Genomic DNA, 21,155 nt, shown 5'->3' on the forward strand with positions numbered 1-21,155 from the left:
ATGTATAATAAACTAAAAGAACTTTTATTTAACCTAGGTCAAACCATTCTGAAAAATAGGTATGTATTATTGACTACCACAGCCTTCATTTGGGTTCTTTTTTTTGATAGTAATAGCCTACTTAATAGACATAAGCTTAACAATCAGTTTAAACAACTAGAAAGTGAAGCTGAGTTTTACAAGAATGAAATCAAAGAGCTTGAAAAAGAAATTGAAGCTCTTGAGAAAAATCCAGAAGCCCTTGAAAAATTAGCGAGGGAAAAATACTTGTATCAAGCAGAAGGTGAAACGATTTACATCCTTAAAGAAAAGGAATAGAAAGACACAAATCTTTCTATTCCTTTTCAGCTAATTTGGATTGCACAATTGGGAGAACTACAGTAAAACAAGTAAATGAGTCTTCTCCTTCCTTACTTTTTACTTGAATCTCGCCCCCATGCTGTTCAATTATACCGTAAGAAATTGATAGTCCTAGACCTTTTCCTTGTCCAATTTCTTTTGTGGTAAAAAACGGGTCAAATATTTTATTGATGATTGGCTCAGGAATTCCTCCTCCATTATCCCTAAAACCTATTTTTACAAGCTCATTTTCTTCGTCGTAAGATGTGATCAATTTGATTTCTCCCGTATCCTCACTTACCGCATCAATCGAGTTGTTTAGTAAGTTGATAAAAACTTGATTGATTTTACCAGGCAAACATTCTACTAATGGCACTGGAGTGTACTCTTTAACTACATTCACCAATCCTTTTCGCATCAATTTACTATTCAAAATAGTTAATGTTGCTTCCAAGGCTTCGTTGATATCAATGGCTCTAAAATCTCCTTCTCTATCAAGTCTAGCAAAGTTTCTTAAGCCTGCTACAATCTCTTTTGTTCGTTCAGCACCTTCACTTATACCATCAAGTAAAGCCCTAATTTCTGGCATGATTACATCTAACTCTGCTTTTTCTGCAAGTTGAATTGCTTCTTGAATGACCTTTTCCTTATCAGTACTTTTATCTAATTGCTCTAAAACTGTCAAGACTTCTTTTAAATCTTGAATATCTTCTTTCAGAGGTTCGATATTCGCTGTCACAAAATTTATAGGGTTATTGATTTCATGTGCAATACCAGCTGTCAGCTGACCAATTGAGGCCATTTTTTCAGAATTGATCAATTGATTTTGAGTCGATTTTAATTGAGTTAAAAGACTTTTCAAATGATCATTGGTCAATTGCAACATTTCAGATTGTTGACGAAGTTCTTCTTCTGAGGTCTGAATCTCATTATAAGCCTGTTGAAGCTCTTTCATTGATTCTTCCCGTTCCTCAATCATATTATTTGCAAGAGCACCCAATTGCTTAAATTCTTGGAAATGTAGATTTTCAATATCAATCTTTGCTTTTCTTTCAGATGCAGTAGAAAAGAAAGTCGCAAACTCCACAATTTCTTCGAAAATCTTATTGGTCATATTATTGATAATCCACCACAATGAAATCATCAGAGTCAGCGTAATAATACCGATTTGAAGAAAACTATATAGTAGCTGTTGCTTCAACTTTTCTTTCTCATCAAGCATTATAGTACTAAAATCCGCCATATCAGATTTACACCCGATTATCCATTTCCATTCAGGGATATAAACCCCATATAGGTTTGTTCTTACCAGCTCATTATTTTCATCTTTCCGATACAATAAGCTATTGTAATACTTCGTAGCTCCTTGATTTTGGTGAACCATCTTTCTGAAATTAGAAACTGTATAAGAGAGCTCTGGATTGGCTATAAAAATATCTTTAAACCTTATATCATTTCTTGGTTTTAGGTAGATATTATTATCAAGAAGCTTGAATCTCAAATCCTTATCCAATACAAAAATATTTCCTTCCAATCCCGACTGGTATGAAAATCGGTTTAATACAGTTTCTTGAATGTCACTGATGATGTTATCTAAATATTCACCTGCACCAATCAGAATATTTAATGGTTTAAATTCTTTGATGTAAGAATACTTTGGATACTGTTTTTCAGAAGGCGTTCTAGGAATTTTCACATAATATTGCACATAACCCTGCCCATATTTTTTACAGGTATTAATCATCTCTTTGATGTAATACTTCCCTTTCTTGTCTTGAATATCTAGGGCAGACTTTCCTTCTACAAAACCTTCATTTTGGGTCATCACGGTAGTTCCATCCATTCCATAAATGAAGAAATACCCTCGACCTTCATTAAACTCTACATTCCCTAAAGCAACCTTGATAATTTCTAGTATTTCCTCTCTTGACTTTTTCCCTTCAAATCTTTCATAAATATGCTTGATGAGTACATAAGATTCTTGAATCCGCTCTTCCAAAGACTCTCTCAGAATCTTCTCATTTTGTTGCTTTTTATGCTGAAGGAATTTTAAAGAATGGTTTAGTACAGTGACAACTCTCTTTTTATTTTCGTCAAGGTAATTTAGTCTAAGTTCAACGATATCATTTTGGAATTTCTTATACTCTTGCGTACCCCAAATAGTTGACAAAATCACGATTGTAATCAGAGTGATTAAGACGATAGGCCTTTGAGTAGCATCTTGTAAAGACCGTTTTTCATTTCTTTGTGCTATATACTTTCTCATACAATACTAGCTCTAATTCTTAACCATTCAATCGTTGTTTGATCGGCAATACAATTGTAAACTTCGTAAAGGAGTCTTCTCCTTGTTTACTTTCCACGAAGATTTCTCCATTATGCTGCTCTATGATACCATGAGTAATAGACAACCCCAAACCCGTACCTTCTCCAATATCTTTGGTGGTAAAGAATGGATCATAGATTTTAGAAATTAAATCTTCTGGAATACCGCTACCATTATCCTCTATTTCTATCATGATTCTATTCTCGAAACTATCCAATAAAGCAGTAGTAATCTTAATCACTCCACCATTTTCAATAGCTTGAACAGAGTTACTCAATAAGTTTACAAACACCTGATTTAACTTTCCTGGCATACACTCAATTTCTGGTAAATCACCAAAATGTGTTTCAATTTCTATGTTTGCCTTTTTAAAACGATTGCTCAAAAGAGTTAGAGTTGTCGACAATCCATCATGGATATTGGAATGCTTAAATACAGCTTCATTCATACGAGAATAATCTCTCATCCCCCCAATGATTTCCTTCGTTCTTTCTGCTCCTTCTTTGATCCCTTGCAAAAGCATATCGATTTCCTCTACCAAGAAATCTAACTCTAGCTCTTCGCACTTTTGCTGAAATTCTTGGATTGCTTGTTCCTTATTTTCATGTTCTGGAATGGCTTGAAATAACTCTATTAAAATCTGAACGTCTTCAAGGTCTTCTCTCAGGGGTTGTACGTTGTTAGTAATATAATTTATTGGGTTATTAATCTCATGTGCAATACCTGCTGTCAACTGACCTAGTGAAGCCAATTTCTCTGTATTGACAAGTCTCATTTGTGTTGACTTCAACTCTTTCACAACTTTTTCGAGATGCTCATTTGTTTGTTGAAGTACTTCTGATTGTTGCCTTAATTCTTCTTCTGAAACCTGAATTTCTTGATAAGCTTCTGTCAGTGCATTTTGGTTTTCTTCAACATCTGAAATCATTTTATTAGCTTGCTTCGCCAATTGGGTAAACTCACTGTAGTCTAGATTATTGAGATCAATTTTCACCAATTTATTTGTTGCTTTCTCAAAGAAATCCCCAAATTCATCAAGGTTCCGAATAGTCTTTTTAAATGTTTTTCGGATGTACCACCAAAGCAAAGAGATCAAACACAGAGCAATGATAATTACCTCCAAAAGATTAAATACGAGGTCTTGGTGAAGCCCTTTTGCTGCTCTCGCTATTTTTTCATCTAGTTTATCCATTGAAACCACTGCTGCTACTTGCCAATTCCAAGGAGAAAATTGCCTTAGATAAGCCAATAACTGAGGTTTCTTTTCAGATTGTTTGAAAGAAGGATCATAATAGGTAAAGAAAAAACCTTCTTGATTTTTCAGGGAATCAGATAGCCAATCCATTCGTCCAATCACCTCATACTCGGAAGTATCAACAGGGTCTTCATGAACCTCTCCATCACTCATCACAACTCCCTTTAAGGTATCATAAACAACAATTTGTCCTTCATCGCCAAATCGTATTACACTAAGGGTATTTAGAATTTCCTTCTGACTTTTATAATCTTGATCAATAGCATAAGCTCCCGTCCCCACAATCATCCCTAAAGGCTTAAACAGTTTGATGTAAGAAAACTTCTTGTAGCTTCGGCCATCATTCATATTGGGTTTATACCAATAATAATCATTAAAGCCTTCACCCAACTCTTCTGCGATTTTGATTTCATCTTGGACAATGTATTTACCATCTTTGTCTTTGATATTGATCATATTTTTCCCTTCCAACTCTGGGTAAGCTGAATTAAAAACAGATACACCATCTAGATCATCAATGAAATAATAACCAGCCCCTTGTGAATATCTCAGATCAGAAAAGACATCTTTGATATGTTTTATCACGACACCTCTTCCCTCATTTATATATTTCTCATAAATGCTCTCTACAATATCATACCCAATGTAGCAGCGTTCTTTGATGGACTTTTTAGCCTCTTCTTCATTTTGTTTTCGACCATACTCAATGTAACGCAAGGCATAATCGACCTCATTGATTAGAGCTACCTTTTTTTCCTCAATAAAATCTTCTCGAAGTCTGTTTGTTTCTTCATAAAATTTTTGAAGTTCATTAAAACTCCAAATCAGGGTTAAAATTAGAATTGAGCACAATGACGCTAACAACAGGGTTCTCAGTGTCGACTCATATATATTGACTTGATTGTTCTCCATAAGGCATATAATCCTTCCAAGAAATGTTCTTTACTAACTAACGCAAAAATGACTTTTATAGACTTGAAAAACAAGGAAAGTAAACTTTGAACTAGTTCTTGCCTAGTTAGTTTTTGGTATAGTGAAAAATACTATGTTGCTTTGTGAAAATAGAAGAAGGTTCTTTTAGGGTTTGAAAGCTTTTTTAAGATGAATAAAGTACTAAGATTCAAGAAGTGGGAAGATATACTAACTTTTTTAGCTATTGTGCTCTCAGTCATTTGGCTGAATCAGATAGCAAATAAGTTCTATTTTAAATGGGATTTGACCGAAGAAAAAAGGTTTACTATTTCTGATGGAAGTAAAAATGTACTTCGCGAACTTCAAGGCGATATTTTCATTGAAGTATTTCTAGATGGTGAACTAAACGCTGAGTTTAAGCGACTACAAGAACACATCAGAGAAACCCTTATTTCATTCAGAGATGAATCGAAAGGAAAACTGAATTTTAAATTCATCAACCCAAATGCTTCCACTAATCCTAAAGTAAGAAATCAGACTTATCAGAAACTTACAGATAAAGGACTTCCTCCAACTACGCTTTTTGATGTTGCAGACGATGGTGAGCGTATTCAGAAAGTAATATTCCCTGGGGTAATCATTCATTATGGGAAGAAAGAAAAAGGTATTCTTTTATTAAAAGGGAATAAGACTGCTAGTGCCGAACAACAACTGAATCAATCTATAGAAGGTGTTGAATTTGAACTCATCAATACAATCCATGAATTAAGTGCTAAAAGCAAAAAGCGAGTTGCATTTATTCAAGGGCATCAAGAATTAACACCACAACAGACAATCGACCTCACTACGACACTCAATCAAAGCTATGTTGTCGATCATGTAAGACTAGATGGTAAGCAAAATATTGAAGGATTTGATGCGATCATTGTAGCACAACCTAAAACTGCATTCTCTGAAATGGATAAATTCATTTTGGATAAATACATTATGAATGGAGGAAATGCGATGTTCTTGATGGATATGGTTCAGATGAACTTAGATAGTATTCCACTTGGAGGAACATACGCTTTTGGTCGTGACTTAAACATTGATGAGCTCCTTTTCAGATATGGAATTCGCCTAAACTATGACCTAATTCAAGATCAACAAGCTGGCTTAATCGAGATTGTTACAGGAAATTTTGGAGATAAAGCAAATGTTCAGACACTGCCTTGGCCTTATTACAATTACATGAGTCAATTTAGTGATCACCCTATCGTTCGAAATATGGACGTAGTCTACGGAAAATTTGTCAGTACACTCGACACCGCAATTGTAGACAACGTTAAGAAAACGCCACTTATTTTTTCTTCAAAGTATAGTCGCATCAAAAAAATACCGGGTTTAGTCTCCCTAGATGAAATAAAAGAAGCTGTAAAAAAGGAGCTATTCAATCAACCTTACCTACCGACAGCTTATCTACTTGAAGGCGAATTCAAATCTTTGTTTGCAAATCGTTTCCCTCCGAAAGGGGCTGATAAAAATGGAATGCGTAAAACAAGTTTACCTGCCAAAATCATAGTTGTAGGCGATGGTGATATCATCAAAAATGAGATCAATCCTCAGACAGGAAAGATGGAACCCATAGACTTTGACAAGTACAGAAAAAGTCCTCTTTCCAATAAAGAATTTATCTTGAATTCATTGAGCTATCTGACTGATGATAGTGGTATTATCAATGCAAGAAAGAAAAGTATTACCATCAGACCACTAGACAAATTCAAGGTTGGTGAAGAAAAGTTGCAATGGCAGGTCATCAATATTTTAGTGCCTGTTTTGATCATCAGCCTATTCGGAATCCTTTGGTTCTGGTTGAGAAAAAGAAGATATGAAAGTTTCAAAAAATAAGGATTCTTGAAATGACTAAGAAATTTAAAATACTGATCGGACTAAACCTTGCTATCATTGGTTTAATTGCCATTACTTCTTGGCTTGATAAACCTCAGAGAACTAGCAATCAAAATCGTATAAGTTTTGGATTGGGCAATTGGCAAAGTTTAAGCGCTATTCGTGTAGACAACATAAATCTAAAACTACAAAATGGTCTTTGGACTCTTGAAAATGGGCAAGCCGCAAATACTGAAAGACTTGTCAAACTACTTTCTACAGTAGATAGAGTTGAAGTCCTAAACGAATTATCCAAAAGTGAGATTAACGTAGAAGCATTTAACTCTAAACAGGTCGAATTTTATGTAGGAGGTGTGCCTGTCAAAACACTTACATTCTTAGAAAATCAAGATCAGATTTTAATATCTGAAGATGCTCAAAATTGGTATTCCATCTATTTACCGGGTTCTGAACTCTCACTTTCTGATGTAATGGGCAATGGAATTGAAGATTGGATGAATAATCAAATATTCCAGATCACTTGGCGTACCTTAAATTACTTCCAAATCATTTACCCTGGAGATAAAGACAATAGTGTAAATATCCACTTCGACAATGAATTTTATAAAGTAGATAATATCTCAGAACTAGATTCGGGTATGCTTTATAACTACATCAGTCAGCTCACAAATGTAAAGATTGATCAGAGAATAGAAAGACAGAGCTTAAAAGACTCACTTAACAACTACGAACCTTTCTGTTTAGTGAGATATGAAGATATGAATGGAGTAAAAAACGATTTAGAAGTTTATCCGGGTACAGACTTTATCTACTTAAAATCTAGCTCAGACAGTGAAATTATTGGTGTTTTACCACAAGACTTCCAAAATGTGCTAATCAGTAGAAAGTTATTCGATAAAAACAGATCTCAATAAAAAAGAAAAACTCATTGTAATAGATTGATCTACTACAATGAGTTTTTTTAGATATTATTGATCTTTATTCCTCTTCCCAAATAATCTCAATTGAAGAACCTTCAAAGCTTACCGTACTACGCTTACAGTTTTTATATCGCTTAACTGTTACATCACCGCTTTTATTTACTTTTTCAGCCCTCTGACGAAGTACATTTCGATCATCTTTTTTATCAAAAACAGTTACATATCCTCCTCTTTTTTTCAATCTCAAAGCTACTTCGTCCAGTCCAATAGCTTTTTCGAGTCTAGAATTTATTACTGTTTTCCCTTCCAAAATCTGTAATGCTTTAGCTGCATCGGGTACTCCATAACCAACAAAATTATTTCCATACGGATATAAATTTGAAGACTTCTCAATCGCATCATATATTTCTTTGTTTGAAGCTTCTGGAAATTTCTGCCATAAACAAGCGACAAAGCCAGTGATAACAGGAGCTGAGAAGGATGTTCCATTCAATGAATAACATGACACATTGGGTTTTAAATAAGCTAAATCTTCTGGGCCAATACTACTGTATCCCATCTTTCTACCTTGTAGATCTGTAGCACCCACAGAGAGTACTCCTTTAGCATCTGCTGGTGTCGAAAGAACTCGCCAAGAAGGCTTCAAACCTTCATTTCCTGCCGATACGACAAGTAACATTCCTTTCTCATTTACAGCTATTTCTGATGCTAGTGCTATTTTTGAAGTTTTACCATCCATTTGAGAAGGAGCATAATCTTCCTTCGGGTCATCAAAACCTGAAGCATAGCCAAGAGAAGTATTCACAAGTTTTACTCCTAAGCTATCTAACCATTCAATAGCTTGTACCCAATAGTCTTCTTCACCCCTAAATTCGTTTACACCATGATCTGTCCTAGCCAAATAAAAGTAAGCTTCTGGAGCCAAACCCTTTCGAGAGCTTCGAGACGGTTTGCCTGCCATCATCGTTAAAACAGTTGTTCCATGAGAATCTAAAGATGTTTCCATCTCTGAAAAGAATTCTTCTTTAGTAGGGTTTACGAAATCACGGTGAGCTAAAATTCGATCATTCTCAAATAACGATTTAAGTTCTTTATTTGAATCTGCTTCAAAATATCCTGCATCGATTACTCCTATTTTTACTCCTTTACCATCTAGATTTTCTTCAAAAAAAGCTTCTGGTTTAAGTTGTTTAATCGCTGAATAGAGTCCTAACTCTCCAAATGAATCTCTTTCAAGAGAATGAATAACCACATCAGTATCTACAGGTGATACTTCAGTTATGAATGTTTGCCTTTTCGCCCATTCCAACTGAATTTCATCCAATTCTACAGAAACAGCATTTAACCATTTAGATTGCACAATAATACTTATTCCTTTACCTTTAATCTCATTGAGATAAAGTGGAGATATTGGAGCTGAAATATTCTCTTTTTTAGATTGTATTGATGATTCTTGACCTTTATCGATCAGAGAAAGCCAATAACGTTGCTGTGCGGATATAGACGTACAGCTAATTATCAGTAAGATAAATAGTAATCCTCTCATGTTGATGCTTTTGATAGTCGTGGTTCTTTTAATGTAGGATAAATCTTACAATAATTCAATACTCTATAATGCTTTGTTATGGTAGTTTCTTTGAGGAATAACGAAAAAAATTAAAATTCTTATGAAGTAAATTTATTTCAATCAGAAATGAATTACTATGATTTTGGAATAGGTTTTATTGAATTAAAAAAGACTGTAAAAAATCCTACTGTCATCATTAAGTGCAAAAGAAGTAGTGAATAATCATTGTAATAGATACCAAGAAAAGTCGCTATCAAAAAGTAACATGCCAGTATTCCTTCTCCAATCGTTAGCCAACTGATTTCATATCTGATATATTTATTGGATTGCCAGTTTTTCTCCTTTGCATCTACACCAAACTTAGGCGTCCTAATAAACGGTGATTTAAAACCTAACAAACCTTCCAATACTGCCAATGCATTATGCAAGGATAAACCCATTACCACGATCAAAAAGACAGGAAAACGCTTAAAGAAATACTTTTTAGCACCTTTCCCCTTAAGTCTTTTTGCTGAAAGATAATAGAAGTACCCAACAGACATAAAGCCAATAAAAAACACTGATGAAATATGAAATAGCGCCTTCAAAATTTCATTTTCTGTCTTTAAAATAAGTAATGGAACACTCACAAGGGCAGCGACTAGAAGAGAAATAAAGATTGAGCTGTTCAGTAAATGGAAGGTTGCATGAAACTTTGTCTGAAAAGGCAAGGACTGCTTCCATAATGAAGATAAATGCTTTCTAGCACACTCTGCCCCTCCTTTATTCCAACGAAACTGCTGAGACTTAACTGAAGGCATGTACACCGGCAGTTCAGCAGGTGACACCACACTTTCAACAAACTTAAATTTCCAACCTGACATCTGAGTTCTATAACTTAAGTCAAGGTCTTCGGTTAGCGTATCTGCTTGCCATCCACCACCATCTTCAATGGCTTGCTTTCTCCAAACTCCCGCTGTACCATTAAAATTGATAAAACTTCCAGCACTGTTTCGTCCTCCTTGTTCAACCGTAAAATGGGCATCAAGACCAAAAGCTTGAAGTTTAGTCAAAAATGAAAAGTCTTGATTTACATGTCCCCACCTTGTTTGTACGACACCAATATCTTCTTGGAATGCATTTATTGTTTGTTGAAGAAAATCGGATTCAGGTAAAAAGTCTGCATCAAAAATTGCGATAAACTGACCCTTACATATTTTTAAGCCATAATCTAAAGCTCCCGCTTTGAAACCTGTTCTTATCTCACGTTGGATATGCTGTATATCGATTCCTTCATTCTTCCAAAAAGATACCTTATTTGCTATAATTTCTACAGTTTCATCAGTAGAATCATCTAATACTTGAATTTCTAATTTTTCCTTTGGGTAATCTAACTTACAAATACAATCAATCAAACGTTCAACAACATACTTCTCATTGTAAACAGGTAGCTGTACAGTTACATTTGGCAATTCTTGATTAGCTTGCTTTGAAAAATCTACTTGATTATCTTTTGACTTTAAGTATTTATGAGCCAAATGCAATTGACCTAAGCTATACAAAAAAATATATAGTAGTGCTAAAAAATATATACAGACTAAAAACCAAACCATTATATCCATCAATTCTTTCTTTAAAGGCTTTAGACAGTTATTGCGTAGTTATTAAACTATTAGAGTGAGCGTGGAAATTCTTATAAATAACGAAAAATAGTCCAAAGAATTTTATATCCAGCACCTAGTGTTCCTTTCACTGTACCAGATACTTTTGATTTTCCAATTCTACGTCTGTAATCTACAGCTCTTTCGGCACACCTCAATCCTTTTTTAGCAGCTTTCAACTGCATTTCTACCGTCCATCCATAAGTTTTATCTACCATACCTAATGAAAGTAGCTCAGGATAACTGATTGCTCTAAAAGGACCTAAGTCTGTAAACTCAACTTTATAAAACCACTTTAGTAAAGTAGTGGCTAACCAATTTCCAAAGATTTGTTGTGGAGTCATAGAACCGCTTTCTTTAGAACCCAAAGCTCGAGAACCTATAACCAAGTCTTCGGTCCCTTCAACAATAGGTTCTATCAATATTTTCAATTGTTCAGGATAATCTGAATAGTCCGCATCTAAAAAAACAATAATATCTGTTTGCTCATTTAACTCAGCTACATAATCCATCCCCTTCAAACAAGCATAACCATAACCTTTACGCTCCTCTTTCAAAACTGTAGCTCCAGCTTCTGCTGCCTGAATTTCGGTTTGATCTGTAGAAGCATTATTCACAACAATCACTTCTTGCACAAACTCTTGAGGAATATCTCTAACTACTTTACCTACTGAATTTTCCTCATTGAATGCAGGAATTATCACCCGAACACACTTTTGCTCCATTTTTTTCTTTTATAATTCAATACTTAAGCAAAGTAAAAAATTATTTCAAAGAAAACTGAATACTCTAAAGTAGTTTAACAATAAAGTCCTATTAAAAACACATCACTGTTCATCAATTATTTACGGTAGTTCAATTTCACAAAAACACAACAATAAATAGATAACATTGTACATTTTAACACCTTACAATTAGCTTATATAAATATATAAACTTATTATTGTACTTATCCACTACTAACTACCAATATTTGGTTCAATTTGAGTATATAAAAACTTTGCCAATGGACTTTTTGATTAACAAATTACAAAATCAACTAACTTCTAATGATCTTGAAAAAGACATATTTGACCAACGAAGCGAGACATTCATAAGGAACTTCCCTTTATCTGTATTTTTTGGATTAATTTTCACTCTTTTTTTGTGGTATATAGAGTTCTATAATGGTGCTATAATCGCCTTAATTTACAGTGGAATTAATATTCTGTTCCCCTTGGTACTTAGGTTCAAAAAAATGACCTATTCCTTTGCAGTGTATTTTATTACTATAGCAACCTACCTTGTTTATATTTATCTCTTGTTTTACACAGGAGGTCCTAGTTCTCCATATAAAACTTGGTTAGTAACAATGATTTCTAGTGCCTTATGGTACTTTGACAAAAAAAATGCTCAAGTAAATGCTGTATTAGTCATATTTCTTTTCTCTTTGATGAGCTTTATTGCCCATCAAGGTTTATACGTATTTCCTAATCACGTACCTGAAACTAATCAGACTTTACATGAATCATTTGTATACACAACGTTTATAACCTTCTACCTCTCATTCATTTTCATGTATGAAGGAGCCCTTCAAAAATCAACTAAAACGGTTAAAAAGCAGAATGAGGAAATCATGACTCAAAATGAGGAACTCAATCAGCAACAAGAAGAAATGCTTGCTCAAAACGAGCACCTTACGAAAACGCAAGAACTGATCGAAAGTAGTCTAAAATATGCTAGAAGAATTCAGAAAACAATGCTTCCGAAAGAAGAGCTTTTAGCCAAAGATTTCAAAGGATCATTTGTATTGAACAAACCAAAGCATATTGTTGGTGGAGACTTCTTTTGGTATGCACAAAAGGGCGATCACAAAATTACGATCATTGCAGACTGTACAGGACACGGAGTTCCTGCTGCTCTTTTAACAATGCTTGGTCATAACATGCTTGATCAAATTATTCACAAAGAGAATATTTTGACTCCATCAAAAATTTTGTTAGAACTTGATCTGAGACTTAGAGATAAACTGAACTACCATATCAATGATGGTATGGATATGAGTATTTTATCTATCAATGAAAAAGAACAATCATTCCTGTTTGCAGGAGCAAAGCAAAACGCGATTCGTATTAGCGCTGATGGGACTCTAGAGAATCTTATAGGTGATAAATCACCTATTGGAAGTGAGCAACATAAAAATAAAAGCTTTGTTGATTACCCATCAAACTATAATGAAGGAGATACATTCTACATGTTTAGTGATGGATTCCAAGATCAATTTGGAGGAGATGATAACTCTAAGTATTTAAGAAAAAGATTTAGAAATCTACTTTCTGATATTTCGTCTAAAGATATGCCAAAACAGAAAGAAATTTTAGAATCTGAATTCATTACATGGAAATCAAACTTCCCTCAAACTGATGATATCCTTGTAGTAGGTATCAAGCAATAGCAAGGAACAAACTTGGTTTACACCAAATAAAAATCCCCAGAGTGTATTAAAACATATACTCTGGGGATTTTATTTTAAAACAAAAAAGAACTAACCAAATGATTAGTTCTTTTTTTCCTCTGTTACCACACAGAGACTGCTTTTAATCGATTACCTTTTCGTTCGCTAATTGCAGATTTTTATGCCACTTTTAAGTAAATCAACTGTTAGTAATTACATTTTCATAGTTTACTTCCTCAAGTAAAGTATTGTAGTTAAAGTTTTTTCATTTTCATATCGAGCAGAAACTGGAAATTTAATGTTTTGTATTATTTCGACAATCTATTAGGTGTCTCCCTTACGTTTCTGTTATACAATTTTAGCATTAAAATCACATTTTTGCAAGTTTTCACACTATAGCACAAACACCCCTAAAATACACTTATTGTACTTTTCAAAGACAACAATTCAATCATCAAAATATGCTATCACAATTTCATGCAATCGGTTTCGCAACCGATGCAACACTGCAATTTTCGTGTAACGATAACACTTATTAAATAAATATAGGCCTTGAATAAAGCCTTATTTTATTGGATTTTTGTTGGCATAAATTTTTTATTTTTTTTCAAAAAATTTCTGATTAGATGAATAAATCAGATAAATGAATTAATATTCAGTTAATCTCAGCACTGATTTCATGAATCTATACACCTCTATAATTTTCTTTACCCATCTCAAACCAACAACATTTATAAAATATTGACGTAAAAGTTAATTGCAATAACTTTGATATTCGGAAAGCGCTATTGGTGATTCATAAATATTGAAAAAGGCATTCATTACTTCATATTTCACTTTTTATCTAAATGTTGAATAGTCCTATTTTTATACCATTATTTCTTTCCATATATTTATAAGGTTCAATATTCAAAAAATTTAGTCTATATATCTTTATGTTTGGTTGGTTGAAAAGAATGTTCGGAATAGCTCAAGCTGAGGCTAATTCTGCTTTAGATAAATTAGAAGATCCTGTTAAAATGACTGAGCAGGGAATCAGAGATTTAAAAGGTGATCTTACGAAGAGCTTACAAGGCTTAGCAGAAGTTAAGGCTATGGCTATTCGTGAAAAAAAATCATTAGAAGCCGCTGAGAGATCGTCTAAAGACTATGAGGAGAAAGCCATCCTTTTAATTCAAAAAGCTGAAAGAGGTGAAATTCCACAAGAAGAAGCCGATCGTTTAGCCTCTCAGGCATTAGCTAAAAAAGAACAAATTGATAATCGTTTGGTTGGAGCACGTAAAAATGCGACTAATTATGACCAAATGGTTACTAAGATGGAAGGCAATGTTCAGAAGTTAAAAACTCAAATTTCGGAGTGGGAGAATGAACTAAAAACGCTTAAAGCAAGAGCGACAGTTAGTAAAGCTACCGCGAAATTGAATAAGCAGCTTTCAAGTGTTGATTCTTCAGATACTTTAGCTCGTTTGGAAAGAATGAAGCAAAAAGTTGATGAACAAGAAGCTTTAGCTGAATCTTATGGTGAAGTTGCCGAATTGGGTAACAATACTGTTGATGATGAAATTGATAAAGCATTAGGCGGAGCTGCAGATACTACTAAAGCGATAGAATCTGATGCATTAAAACAATTAAAAGCTAAGATGTCTTCATCTTCTACAAAAGAAGAAAGTACTAGCTCTAATACCACACAAGATACAACAAATAATAGCTCTTCATCTTCTAGTACTTCTGAAGATCCAAATAGCATAAGTGAATTAGATCGCTTAAAGCAGAAGTTGAAGGATAAAGAGTAAATAATTATAAGATAATTTTATATCAGCAGTGTTTTACCTAAAAGCACTGCTTTTTTATTTCTCTTCACTTTCTCCTTCCATCACTTCCTCTTCTGAACTTTCCTTGGGTTCCTTCACCTGATTTTCTTGAGAAAGATTATCTACTATTGAAACCACAAAAATATCACTGACTACGTTTGTAGCTGTCCCAAATGAATCTTGAATTTTGAATAATGAAATCATCAAAATCTTTTGAAAATGTACAAAACCCAACATCGTATCTGTAACCGATAGAGCGGCCATCCCTCCTCCCCCTGGGATACCAGGAGAAATCACATTTACAAAGGTCATGACAATCAAAAAGAGTAGTATTTGGTTGAATTCAGGCACATTCCCATACACAAACATCAATCCCACACAAGACACCACGATAGCTACAATATCTCCTACTTTATGAATATTTGCACAAAGGGGGATTAAAGCTTCTGCTACCCATTTTCTTACACCAAGTTGTTTTACACATTGTGTCGTTATAGGAACTGTAACTGAAGATGACTGTGTCCCAAATCCTGTAAAATATGCCCTCAACATACTTTTAACTATGTTATGAGGTAACATTCCTAAGTAACCGTATAAAAAATTATACTGTAGGAAAAGCATAAATAGCTGAAGAATGATTATCAATACAAAGATCAAAGAGAAATTGATTAGTAATTGAGAGCCATAAACTTCGTAAGTGATTGAGGCTGTATTCCCAAAAACGAAGATTATTATATAACGCTCAAAATACTTATTGATCAGTGCATCAATCACTGACCTAAAATCTTCAATCAAATCATGAATTTTTGTCTTTTTGGAAAGTGACAAACCTAAACCTAATAAGATGGCTCCAATAATTGATGTCACAATATCGGCTGTAGGTAATGTTTCAAACTCAAAGAAAGTACTTAGAATTCCTTTATTAATTGCACTTTCTGGCACTGGTCCCAAAATACCGGGCAGGATAAAAGATGCTGCACAAAAACTGATAGCCCCTGCCAATGCCGATGATAATAAAGATACCCAAATGGCATTCCATAAGATTCGTCCAGACTTCTTCCCTATATTCATTATCCCTGAGGTCATATAAAGGATTATGATCCAAGGAGTAATAAACAGAAAGATGGACTCTAATATTTCGCTTAAGGTATGGATCAGCCTCATTATAAATAGGAGATCAAATACCTTCAGTACATAACCTGTACCTATACCTATAAGGGTGGCTGTAACAATATAAATTTGAAAAGACCTTTGTTTCATTTAAGTTGAATTTAAAATCTCAACTTTAGCGATTATCAACCTCTCTCAATCAACTCTTCACCAAACTCTTTGATTTTTTCAATTTTGCTTTACGAAGCTTAGGCAAAATTTTTCGTAGGATAATTCTTGCGACAGTAGATACCAAAACAATTCCTATTGCAATAGCACCCGCTTGGAACATGGTATCAATCATTTTACGAAGAAAACTGAGTTCATCTCCATTAATTGCCTCTAGTGTGGTATAATACATAGCACCTCCAGGTACTAAAGGAATAATTCCACAAATGATGATAATTGTAGCAGGTACCTTTAGTCTTCTTGCCATGTACTCTGAATAAACTGTTACAATACATGATGCAAAAAACAAGGAGACTGAAATATTATAATCAGAACCCAACATAAGCTCAAACACTAACCAGCCCACAAAACCTCCAAGTCCTGCATATAAAAGGTACTCCTTTTTTATATTAAAAATGACTCCAAAGCCAAAAGCCCCGATCATTGCATAACAAGATTTATATAAAATATCAGACCACTCCATAGCTACTATATATATGAAAGTTTATAAGCTATTGCAGCTCCAACAGCAATTGCAATTGCGATAAAAAAGGCTTCCATGGCTCTTGACATTCCACTCACAAGATCACCTGCTATCAAATCTCTCATTGCATTTGTAATCGCTAGACCAGGAACCAAAAGCATTATTCCACCAATACTTATTTTATCTGCATTTTGTCCAATCTCTAAATACGTAGATACACTTCCGAAAACGATACATAGTGCCCCACCAATTACATTAGTAAGGAAACTAGTTAAAGACAGCCATGAAAGTGCTTTGGAAAGTAAGTTGATAATTCCACCTAATAGAGTTGCTACCAAAAAGTCTTGCCATACTCCACCATACAATAGACAAAAAACACCTGCAGCTAGTGCTGAAAATAGAAATGTAGTAGTAGAACTGTATGACTCTATATTTTTAATATTTTCCAGTTCTTGCTTTACCTCATCTATAGAAGGTTTTTCTTCACCAATTCTTCTTGATAACGCATTTACTCTACGAATAACCTCCAAATTAACTGTACGTTGGGAAACCCTTTTAATCATTGAATAGGTTTCTTCTCCATCCTCAGAACATGAAATCATGATCCCTGTTGGGGTCACAAAACTATCAACGACTTTTAAACCGTAGGCATAACCAATATTTCGGATGGTATCTTCTACACGGTAAGTTTCACCTCCATTTTCTAGGATCAGCTTTCCTGCTTCGGCTGCATATTTTACAATTCTCTTTACTTCCATGACATCTTTACCTTCTCAATTCACTATAATTTTGAAAAGTGATTCTTGAAGTTCTCATTCATACTTTATCTATATTTTTTGCAAAAGTATAAAATTGTAAATCGTTTGCAAGATGCCATACTCCTCACTAAATAGTTTAGTCATCAATATTCCTAAACAATCTTTATTGATTTAATTCCTATCAAAATCGAATATGATATGCTTTAGTTTGAAGAAAAGACCGAATACCATGATATGATAACGTTAGCCCTAATCCAGAATTCTTACGACCAGCCCATGGTAAATTCGGACTTACTCGATCACAACAATTTAGATAAACTGACCCTGTATCCATTTCCTCCATCAAACGTTCTGCTTCATTGTATTCATCCGTATAAATAGCTGAAGTCAAACCATAGTCAGTATCTTTCATCAAAGAAATAGCCTCTTCCAAATGCTCTACTTCTTGAATACCTATTATTGGTCCAAAAGATTCCTCTCGCATGACCGTCATTTCATGAGAGACATTAGCCAAAATTGTTGGAGGGAAATAGTAACTAGAAGGTTCATCCTTAATATTTAGTTGGATAGCCTGTGCTCCCTTAAAAAGAGCGTCATCTAATTGCGCCTGTAAGACCTTTTTCTGTTCTTTTCTAGTTAAAGGTCCTAGCATAGTATTGTTATCCAAAGGATCTCCAGCAACCCAAGACTTGGTATATTCATAAAAAAGATCAATGAACTGTTTGTAAATAGAAGTGTGAACATAAATGCGTTCTACCGCACAACAGCTTTGTCCATTATTATAAAAAACACCTTCACAAACCCCTTCTACTACTTTAGCTAGGTTTTCATTATTTTCTGAAACATATACTGCATCTTTCCCCCCTAACTCCAACTGACAGGGCACCATTTTAGAGGCTACTTTCTCATAAATATATTTCCCTGTCTTATGTGAGCCTGTAAAATAATAGCCATCTAAAGGTAAATCCAGTAGCTTTTCACCTTCTTCCTTATCGCCAATTATGGTTACAAATATCTCTTTAGGGACACCTGAATCTTGCATCATCGACTCAATTTTTAGCCCTGTCAATAACGCATATTCAGAAGGTTTATAGAGAACTGCATTTCCTGTGAGTAAAGCAGGGATGAAAACATTCACTCCTACAAGATATGGGTAGTTCCATGCAGAGATATTTCCAATAACACCAAGTGGTTCGTAATAGATTTTTTCTAGTAGCCCTTCTTCTTGAGTAATTGTCTCATTTTGCATGTACTTTTCCACATTATCTATAAAAAATTGGATACGAAGTCCAGCTCCCCTTAGCTCATTTAATGATTGCCATAGAGGTTTCCCTGTCTCTTGAGTAAGCGTAAGTGCTAAGGCATCTTTTTTATTCTCAAGTTCTTTCTGAAAACGTGAAATACAATCTATTCGATACTGAAGGTCTTGCTTCGCCCATTGTTTTTGTGCATTCCTTGCCTTTTCATAAATACTAGGAATATCTACACTAGCAGGAACTTTCGCGATACTTTTCTCAGTCGCAGGATTGATAACTTCAATCTTTTTCATCTTTTCAAATGGCGAAGTCATAGTTTATTGGGTTCTTTAGGTAAAAGATTCTAGAAAATAATCATACAGCTTTTCAGCATCTAATAATTGGTCATTTCCTTTATAGTTATAAATAAATTCTGGATGCCATTGAACACCCCAAATGTGAGAGTACTCTTTATGAACAAATGCTTCAATGATATCATCTTCAGATGAATGAGCGATCGCAATCAAATCAGATGCTAAAGCCTTAACTCCCTGATGATGAATTGAGTTTACATTACCTTCATTCTGATTATAAACCTGATAAAGAGGGGAGTCTGAATTCCAATAGATAGCATGAGCCAATTGATCGTAACGTTCTGCATCTCTATGTTGTATTGTGGCTTTATTTTGAGTTGAAATATCTTGATAAAGTGTTCCTCCGAAATACACATTAATCAATTGAAAGCCGCGACAAATCCCCCACAAAGGAATTTTATTCTTCACTGCAAAATCAATGATTTTTAACTCATAAATATCCCTATACCGATCTCCTGGCCAACGTCCATTCTCAATTGCTTCTTCTCCATACGTTTGCGGAGAAATATCTGAACCTCCTTGAATGACAATTGCATCTAATTCACTTAGATATTTATATAATAATTCATCTTCCAAATCAGGAATTAATAGCGGTAAAACATCCTTTCTAGCAAGGAATCTCCCCATATCTTTCTCCAAATAACACAATTGCTTTGGAGCAAAAACTGCTCGAGAGGCATTCGCATACTCAAAACAAGAACTAACACCTAACTTCAACATTTATCTATTCAGTTAATGCTCTTTCATAAATTGCTTCAACTTCTGTTCTTGAAATTTCTTTAGGATTAGATGGTAAACAGAAGTCTTTTAAAGTCAACTCTACCAATTCAGATATATGTTCTTGCTTTACCCCAATACTAGAAAGTGTCGGTATTTGTAGCTTGGCTCTTAGTTTCTTTACCTCATCAATAAAAGCAGAAGGTGAAGAACTATCACACCCAATATTTACAGCTAAACGCTTAAATCGATCTTCTTGTCCTTCCAAATTAAATTCTAAACCAAAAGGAATCATGATTGCATTTGCCAAACCATGATGCACATCCAATAATGTTGAGAGTGGATGTGCTAATGAATGTACTAAACCTAACCCCTTCTGAAATGCGACAGCCCCCATCAAAGATGCCATCATCATCTCCGATCTAGCCTCAGAATTTGGATTAACAACAGCTCCTTCAAGAGAGTTAAAAATCATTCGAACCCCTTCAAGGGCTATACCATCTGCCATGGGGTGATAACCTTTAGATAAAAATGCTTCTACATTATGCGTTAAGGCATCCATTCCTGTTGCAGCGGTAATATGAGGAGGTAAATCATAAGTCAGAACAGGGTCTGCAAAAACTCTTTTGGCTAACAAGTTTGGATGAAAAAGGATATGTTTTTGTCTAGACACATCATCTGAAATAATGGCTGCTCGACCAACCTCACTACCTGTTCCAGAAGTTGTAGGTATCGTTGCTAACAATGGAATTTCTTCTGTGATATACTTACTACCTCCTTGTAAATCATCATATTCTAATAAATCTCGTTGATGATTGACCATCAATGCAATTGCTCTTGCAGTATCCATTGCTACTCCTCCACCTATGGCTACAATACAATCTCTGCTTTCTGTCTTATACTGTTTTACTCCATTCATCACATCGGAAACCAATGGATTGGGATGAAGATCGGAATAAATGGAAATATTGATTTCAAAAGGTAAAAGACTATCTATTATTTTATTGAAAAAAGGCAATGTTCTTACAGATTCATCTGTAACAATAAGAGGCTTTTTCTTTTGTTCTTCTAGTAAGTATTTAGGAAGCAGTTCGCTACTTCCTTCTCCAAAATAGATTTGGGTTGGAAAACTATATTGATTCATGGTTTGAAAGCAGTTTAATGGGGTAGCTATTTCAT

The 21,155-nt window shown here is 34.4% G+C and carries 16 protein-coding genes; 5 read left to right on the top strand and 11 right to left on the bottom strand.

Going from position 1 to position 21,155, the window contains the following annotated elements:
• On the top strand, positions 1-318 hold the full coding sequence (locus tag BC781_RS09935) for an FtsB family cell division protein (protein WP_109617117.1): 318 nt from the start codon (positions 1-3) through the stop codon (positions 316-318).
• Positions 319-334: 16 nt separating this feature from the next.
• Here the strand turns inward: BC781_RS09935 and BC781_RS09940 are convergent, their stop codons facing one another.
• Positions 335-2,605, bottom strand: coding sequence for a sensor histidine kinase (locus tag BC781_RS09940; RefSeq protein WP_109617119.1), 2,271 nt, complete (start codon positions 2,603-2,605; stop codon positions 335-337).
• A 19-nt stretch (positions 2,606-2,624) separates the two neighbouring features.
• Positions 2,625-4,832, bottom strand: coding sequence for a sensor histidine kinase (locus tag BC781_RS09945; RefSeq protein ID WP_109617121.1), 2,208 nt, complete (start codon positions 4,830-4,832; stop codon positions 2,625-2,627).
• 189 nt (positions 4,833-5,021) lie between these two features.
• Between BC781_RS09945 and gldG the strand changes: the two genes are divergently transcribed.
• Both gldG and BC781_RS09955 read left to right on the top strand, forming a co-directional pair.
• Complete coding sequence (gldG, locus tag BC781_RS09950; protein WP_109617123.1) at positions 5,022-6,719, top strand: gliding motility-associated ABC transporter substrate-binding protein GldG; 1,698 nt, start codon at positions 5,022-5,024, stop codon at positions 6,717-6,719.
• Positions 6,720-6,730: 11 nt separating this feature from the next.
• Positions 6,731-7,633 carry a hypothetical protein gene (locus tag BC781_RS09955; RefSeq protein WP_109617125.1) on the top strand — a complete coding sequence of 301 codons (903 nt, stop codon included), beginning with the start codon at positions 6,731-6,733 and terminating at the stop codon, positions 7,631-7,633.
• Between the two features lie 64 nt (positions 7,634-7,697).
• Here BC781_RS09955 and BC781_RS09960 read toward each other — a convergent pair whose 3' ends face one another.
• From BC781_RS09960 to BC781_RS09970, 3 genes are all read right to left on the bottom strand, one after another.
• Entirely contained in the window at positions 7,698-9,185 is a 1,488-nt protein-coding gene (locus BC781_RS09960) for a S8 family serine peptidase (RefSeq protein ID WP_109617127.1), read from the bottom strand.
• Between the two features lie 155 nt (positions 9,186-9,340).
• Positions 9,341-10,723 (bottom strand): cellulose synthase family protein, encoded by a 1,383-nt coding sequence (locus BC781_RS09965; protein ID WP_317047232.1) that lies wholly within the window; start codon positions 10,721-10,723, stop codon positions 9,341-9,343.
• A 155-nt stretch (positions 10,724-10,878) separates the two neighbouring features.
• Positions 10,879-11,571 (bottom strand): glycosyltransferase family 2 protein, encoded by a 693-nt coding sequence (locus BC781_RS09970; protein ID WP_109617130.1) that lies wholly within the window; start codon positions 11,569-11,571, stop codon positions 10,879-10,881.
• A gap of 512 nt (positions 11,572-12,083) precedes the next feature.
• On the opposite strand from BC781_RS09970, the gene BC781_RS09975 reads away from it, so the two are divergent.
• Both BC781_RS09975 and BC781_RS09980 read left to right on the top strand, forming a co-directional pair.
• Positions 12,084-13,280 (top strand): SpoIIE family protein phosphatase, encoded by a 1,197-nt coding sequence (locus tag BC781_RS09975; protein WP_158281438.1) that lies wholly within the window; start codon positions 12,084-12,086, stop codon positions 13,278-13,280.
• 935 nt (positions 13,281-14,215) lie between these two features.
• Positions 14,216-15,073, top strand: coding sequence for a PspA/IM30 family protein (locus BC781_RS09980; protein ID WP_109617133.1), 858 nt, complete (start codon positions 14,216-14,218; stop codon positions 15,071-15,073).
• 54 nt (positions 15,074-15,127) lie between these two features.
• Here BC781_RS09980 and BC781_RS09985 read toward each other — a convergent pair whose 3' ends face one another.
• The 6 genes from BC781_RS09985 to BC781_RS10010 all read right to left on the bottom strand — a co-directional run bounded on the left by BC781_RS09985 (position 15,128) and on the right by BC781_RS10010 (position 21,120).
• On the bottom strand, positions 15,128-16,351 hold the full coding sequence (locus BC781_RS09985; protein ID WP_109617135.1) for a cation:dicarboxylate symporter family transporter: 1,224 nt from the start codon (positions 16,349-16,351) through the stop codon (positions 15,128-15,130).
• Positions 16,352-16,400: 49 nt separating this feature from the next.
• On the bottom strand, positions 16,401-16,892 hold the full coding sequence (locus BC781_RS09990; protein ID WP_109617137.1) for a threonine/serine exporter family protein: 492 nt from the start codon (positions 16,890-16,892) through the stop codon (positions 16,401-16,403).
• 5 nt (positions 16,893-16,897) lie between these two features.
• Positions 16,898-17,650 (bottom strand): threonine/serine exporter family protein, encoded by a 753-nt coding sequence (locus tag BC781_RS09995; RefSeq protein ID WP_109617139.1) that lies wholly within the window; start codon positions 17,648-17,650, stop codon positions 16,898-16,900.
• Between the two features lie 181 nt (positions 17,651-17,831).
• Complete coding sequence (locus BC781_RS10000) at positions 17,832-19,199, bottom strand: aldehyde dehydrogenase family protein (RefSeq protein ID WP_245935605.1); 1,368 nt, start codon at positions 19,197-19,199, stop codon at positions 17,832-17,834.
• 36 nt (positions 19,200-19,235) lie between these two features.
• A complete protein-coding gene (locus BC781_RS10005) occupies positions 19,236-19,979 on the bottom strand; it encodes a gamma-glutamyl-gamma-aminobutyrate hydrolase family protein (protein ID WP_109617141.1) in 744 nt (247 codons plus the stop codon).
• A gap of 4 nt (positions 19,980-19,983) precedes the next feature.
• Positions 19,984-21,120: an iron-containing alcohol dehydrogenase gene (locus BC781_RS10010; protein ID WP_109617143.1), complete on the bottom strand. Its 1,137-nt coding sequence runs from the start codon at positions 21,118-21,120 to the stop codon at positions 19,984-19,986.
• Positions 21,121-21,155: the final 35 nt, after the last annotated feature.

It is taken from the genome of Sediminitomix flava, assembly GCF_003149185.1.
Classification (GTDB): domain Bacteria; phylum Bacteroidota; class Bacteroidia; order Cytophagales; family Flammeovirgaceae; genus Sediminitomix; species Sediminitomix flava.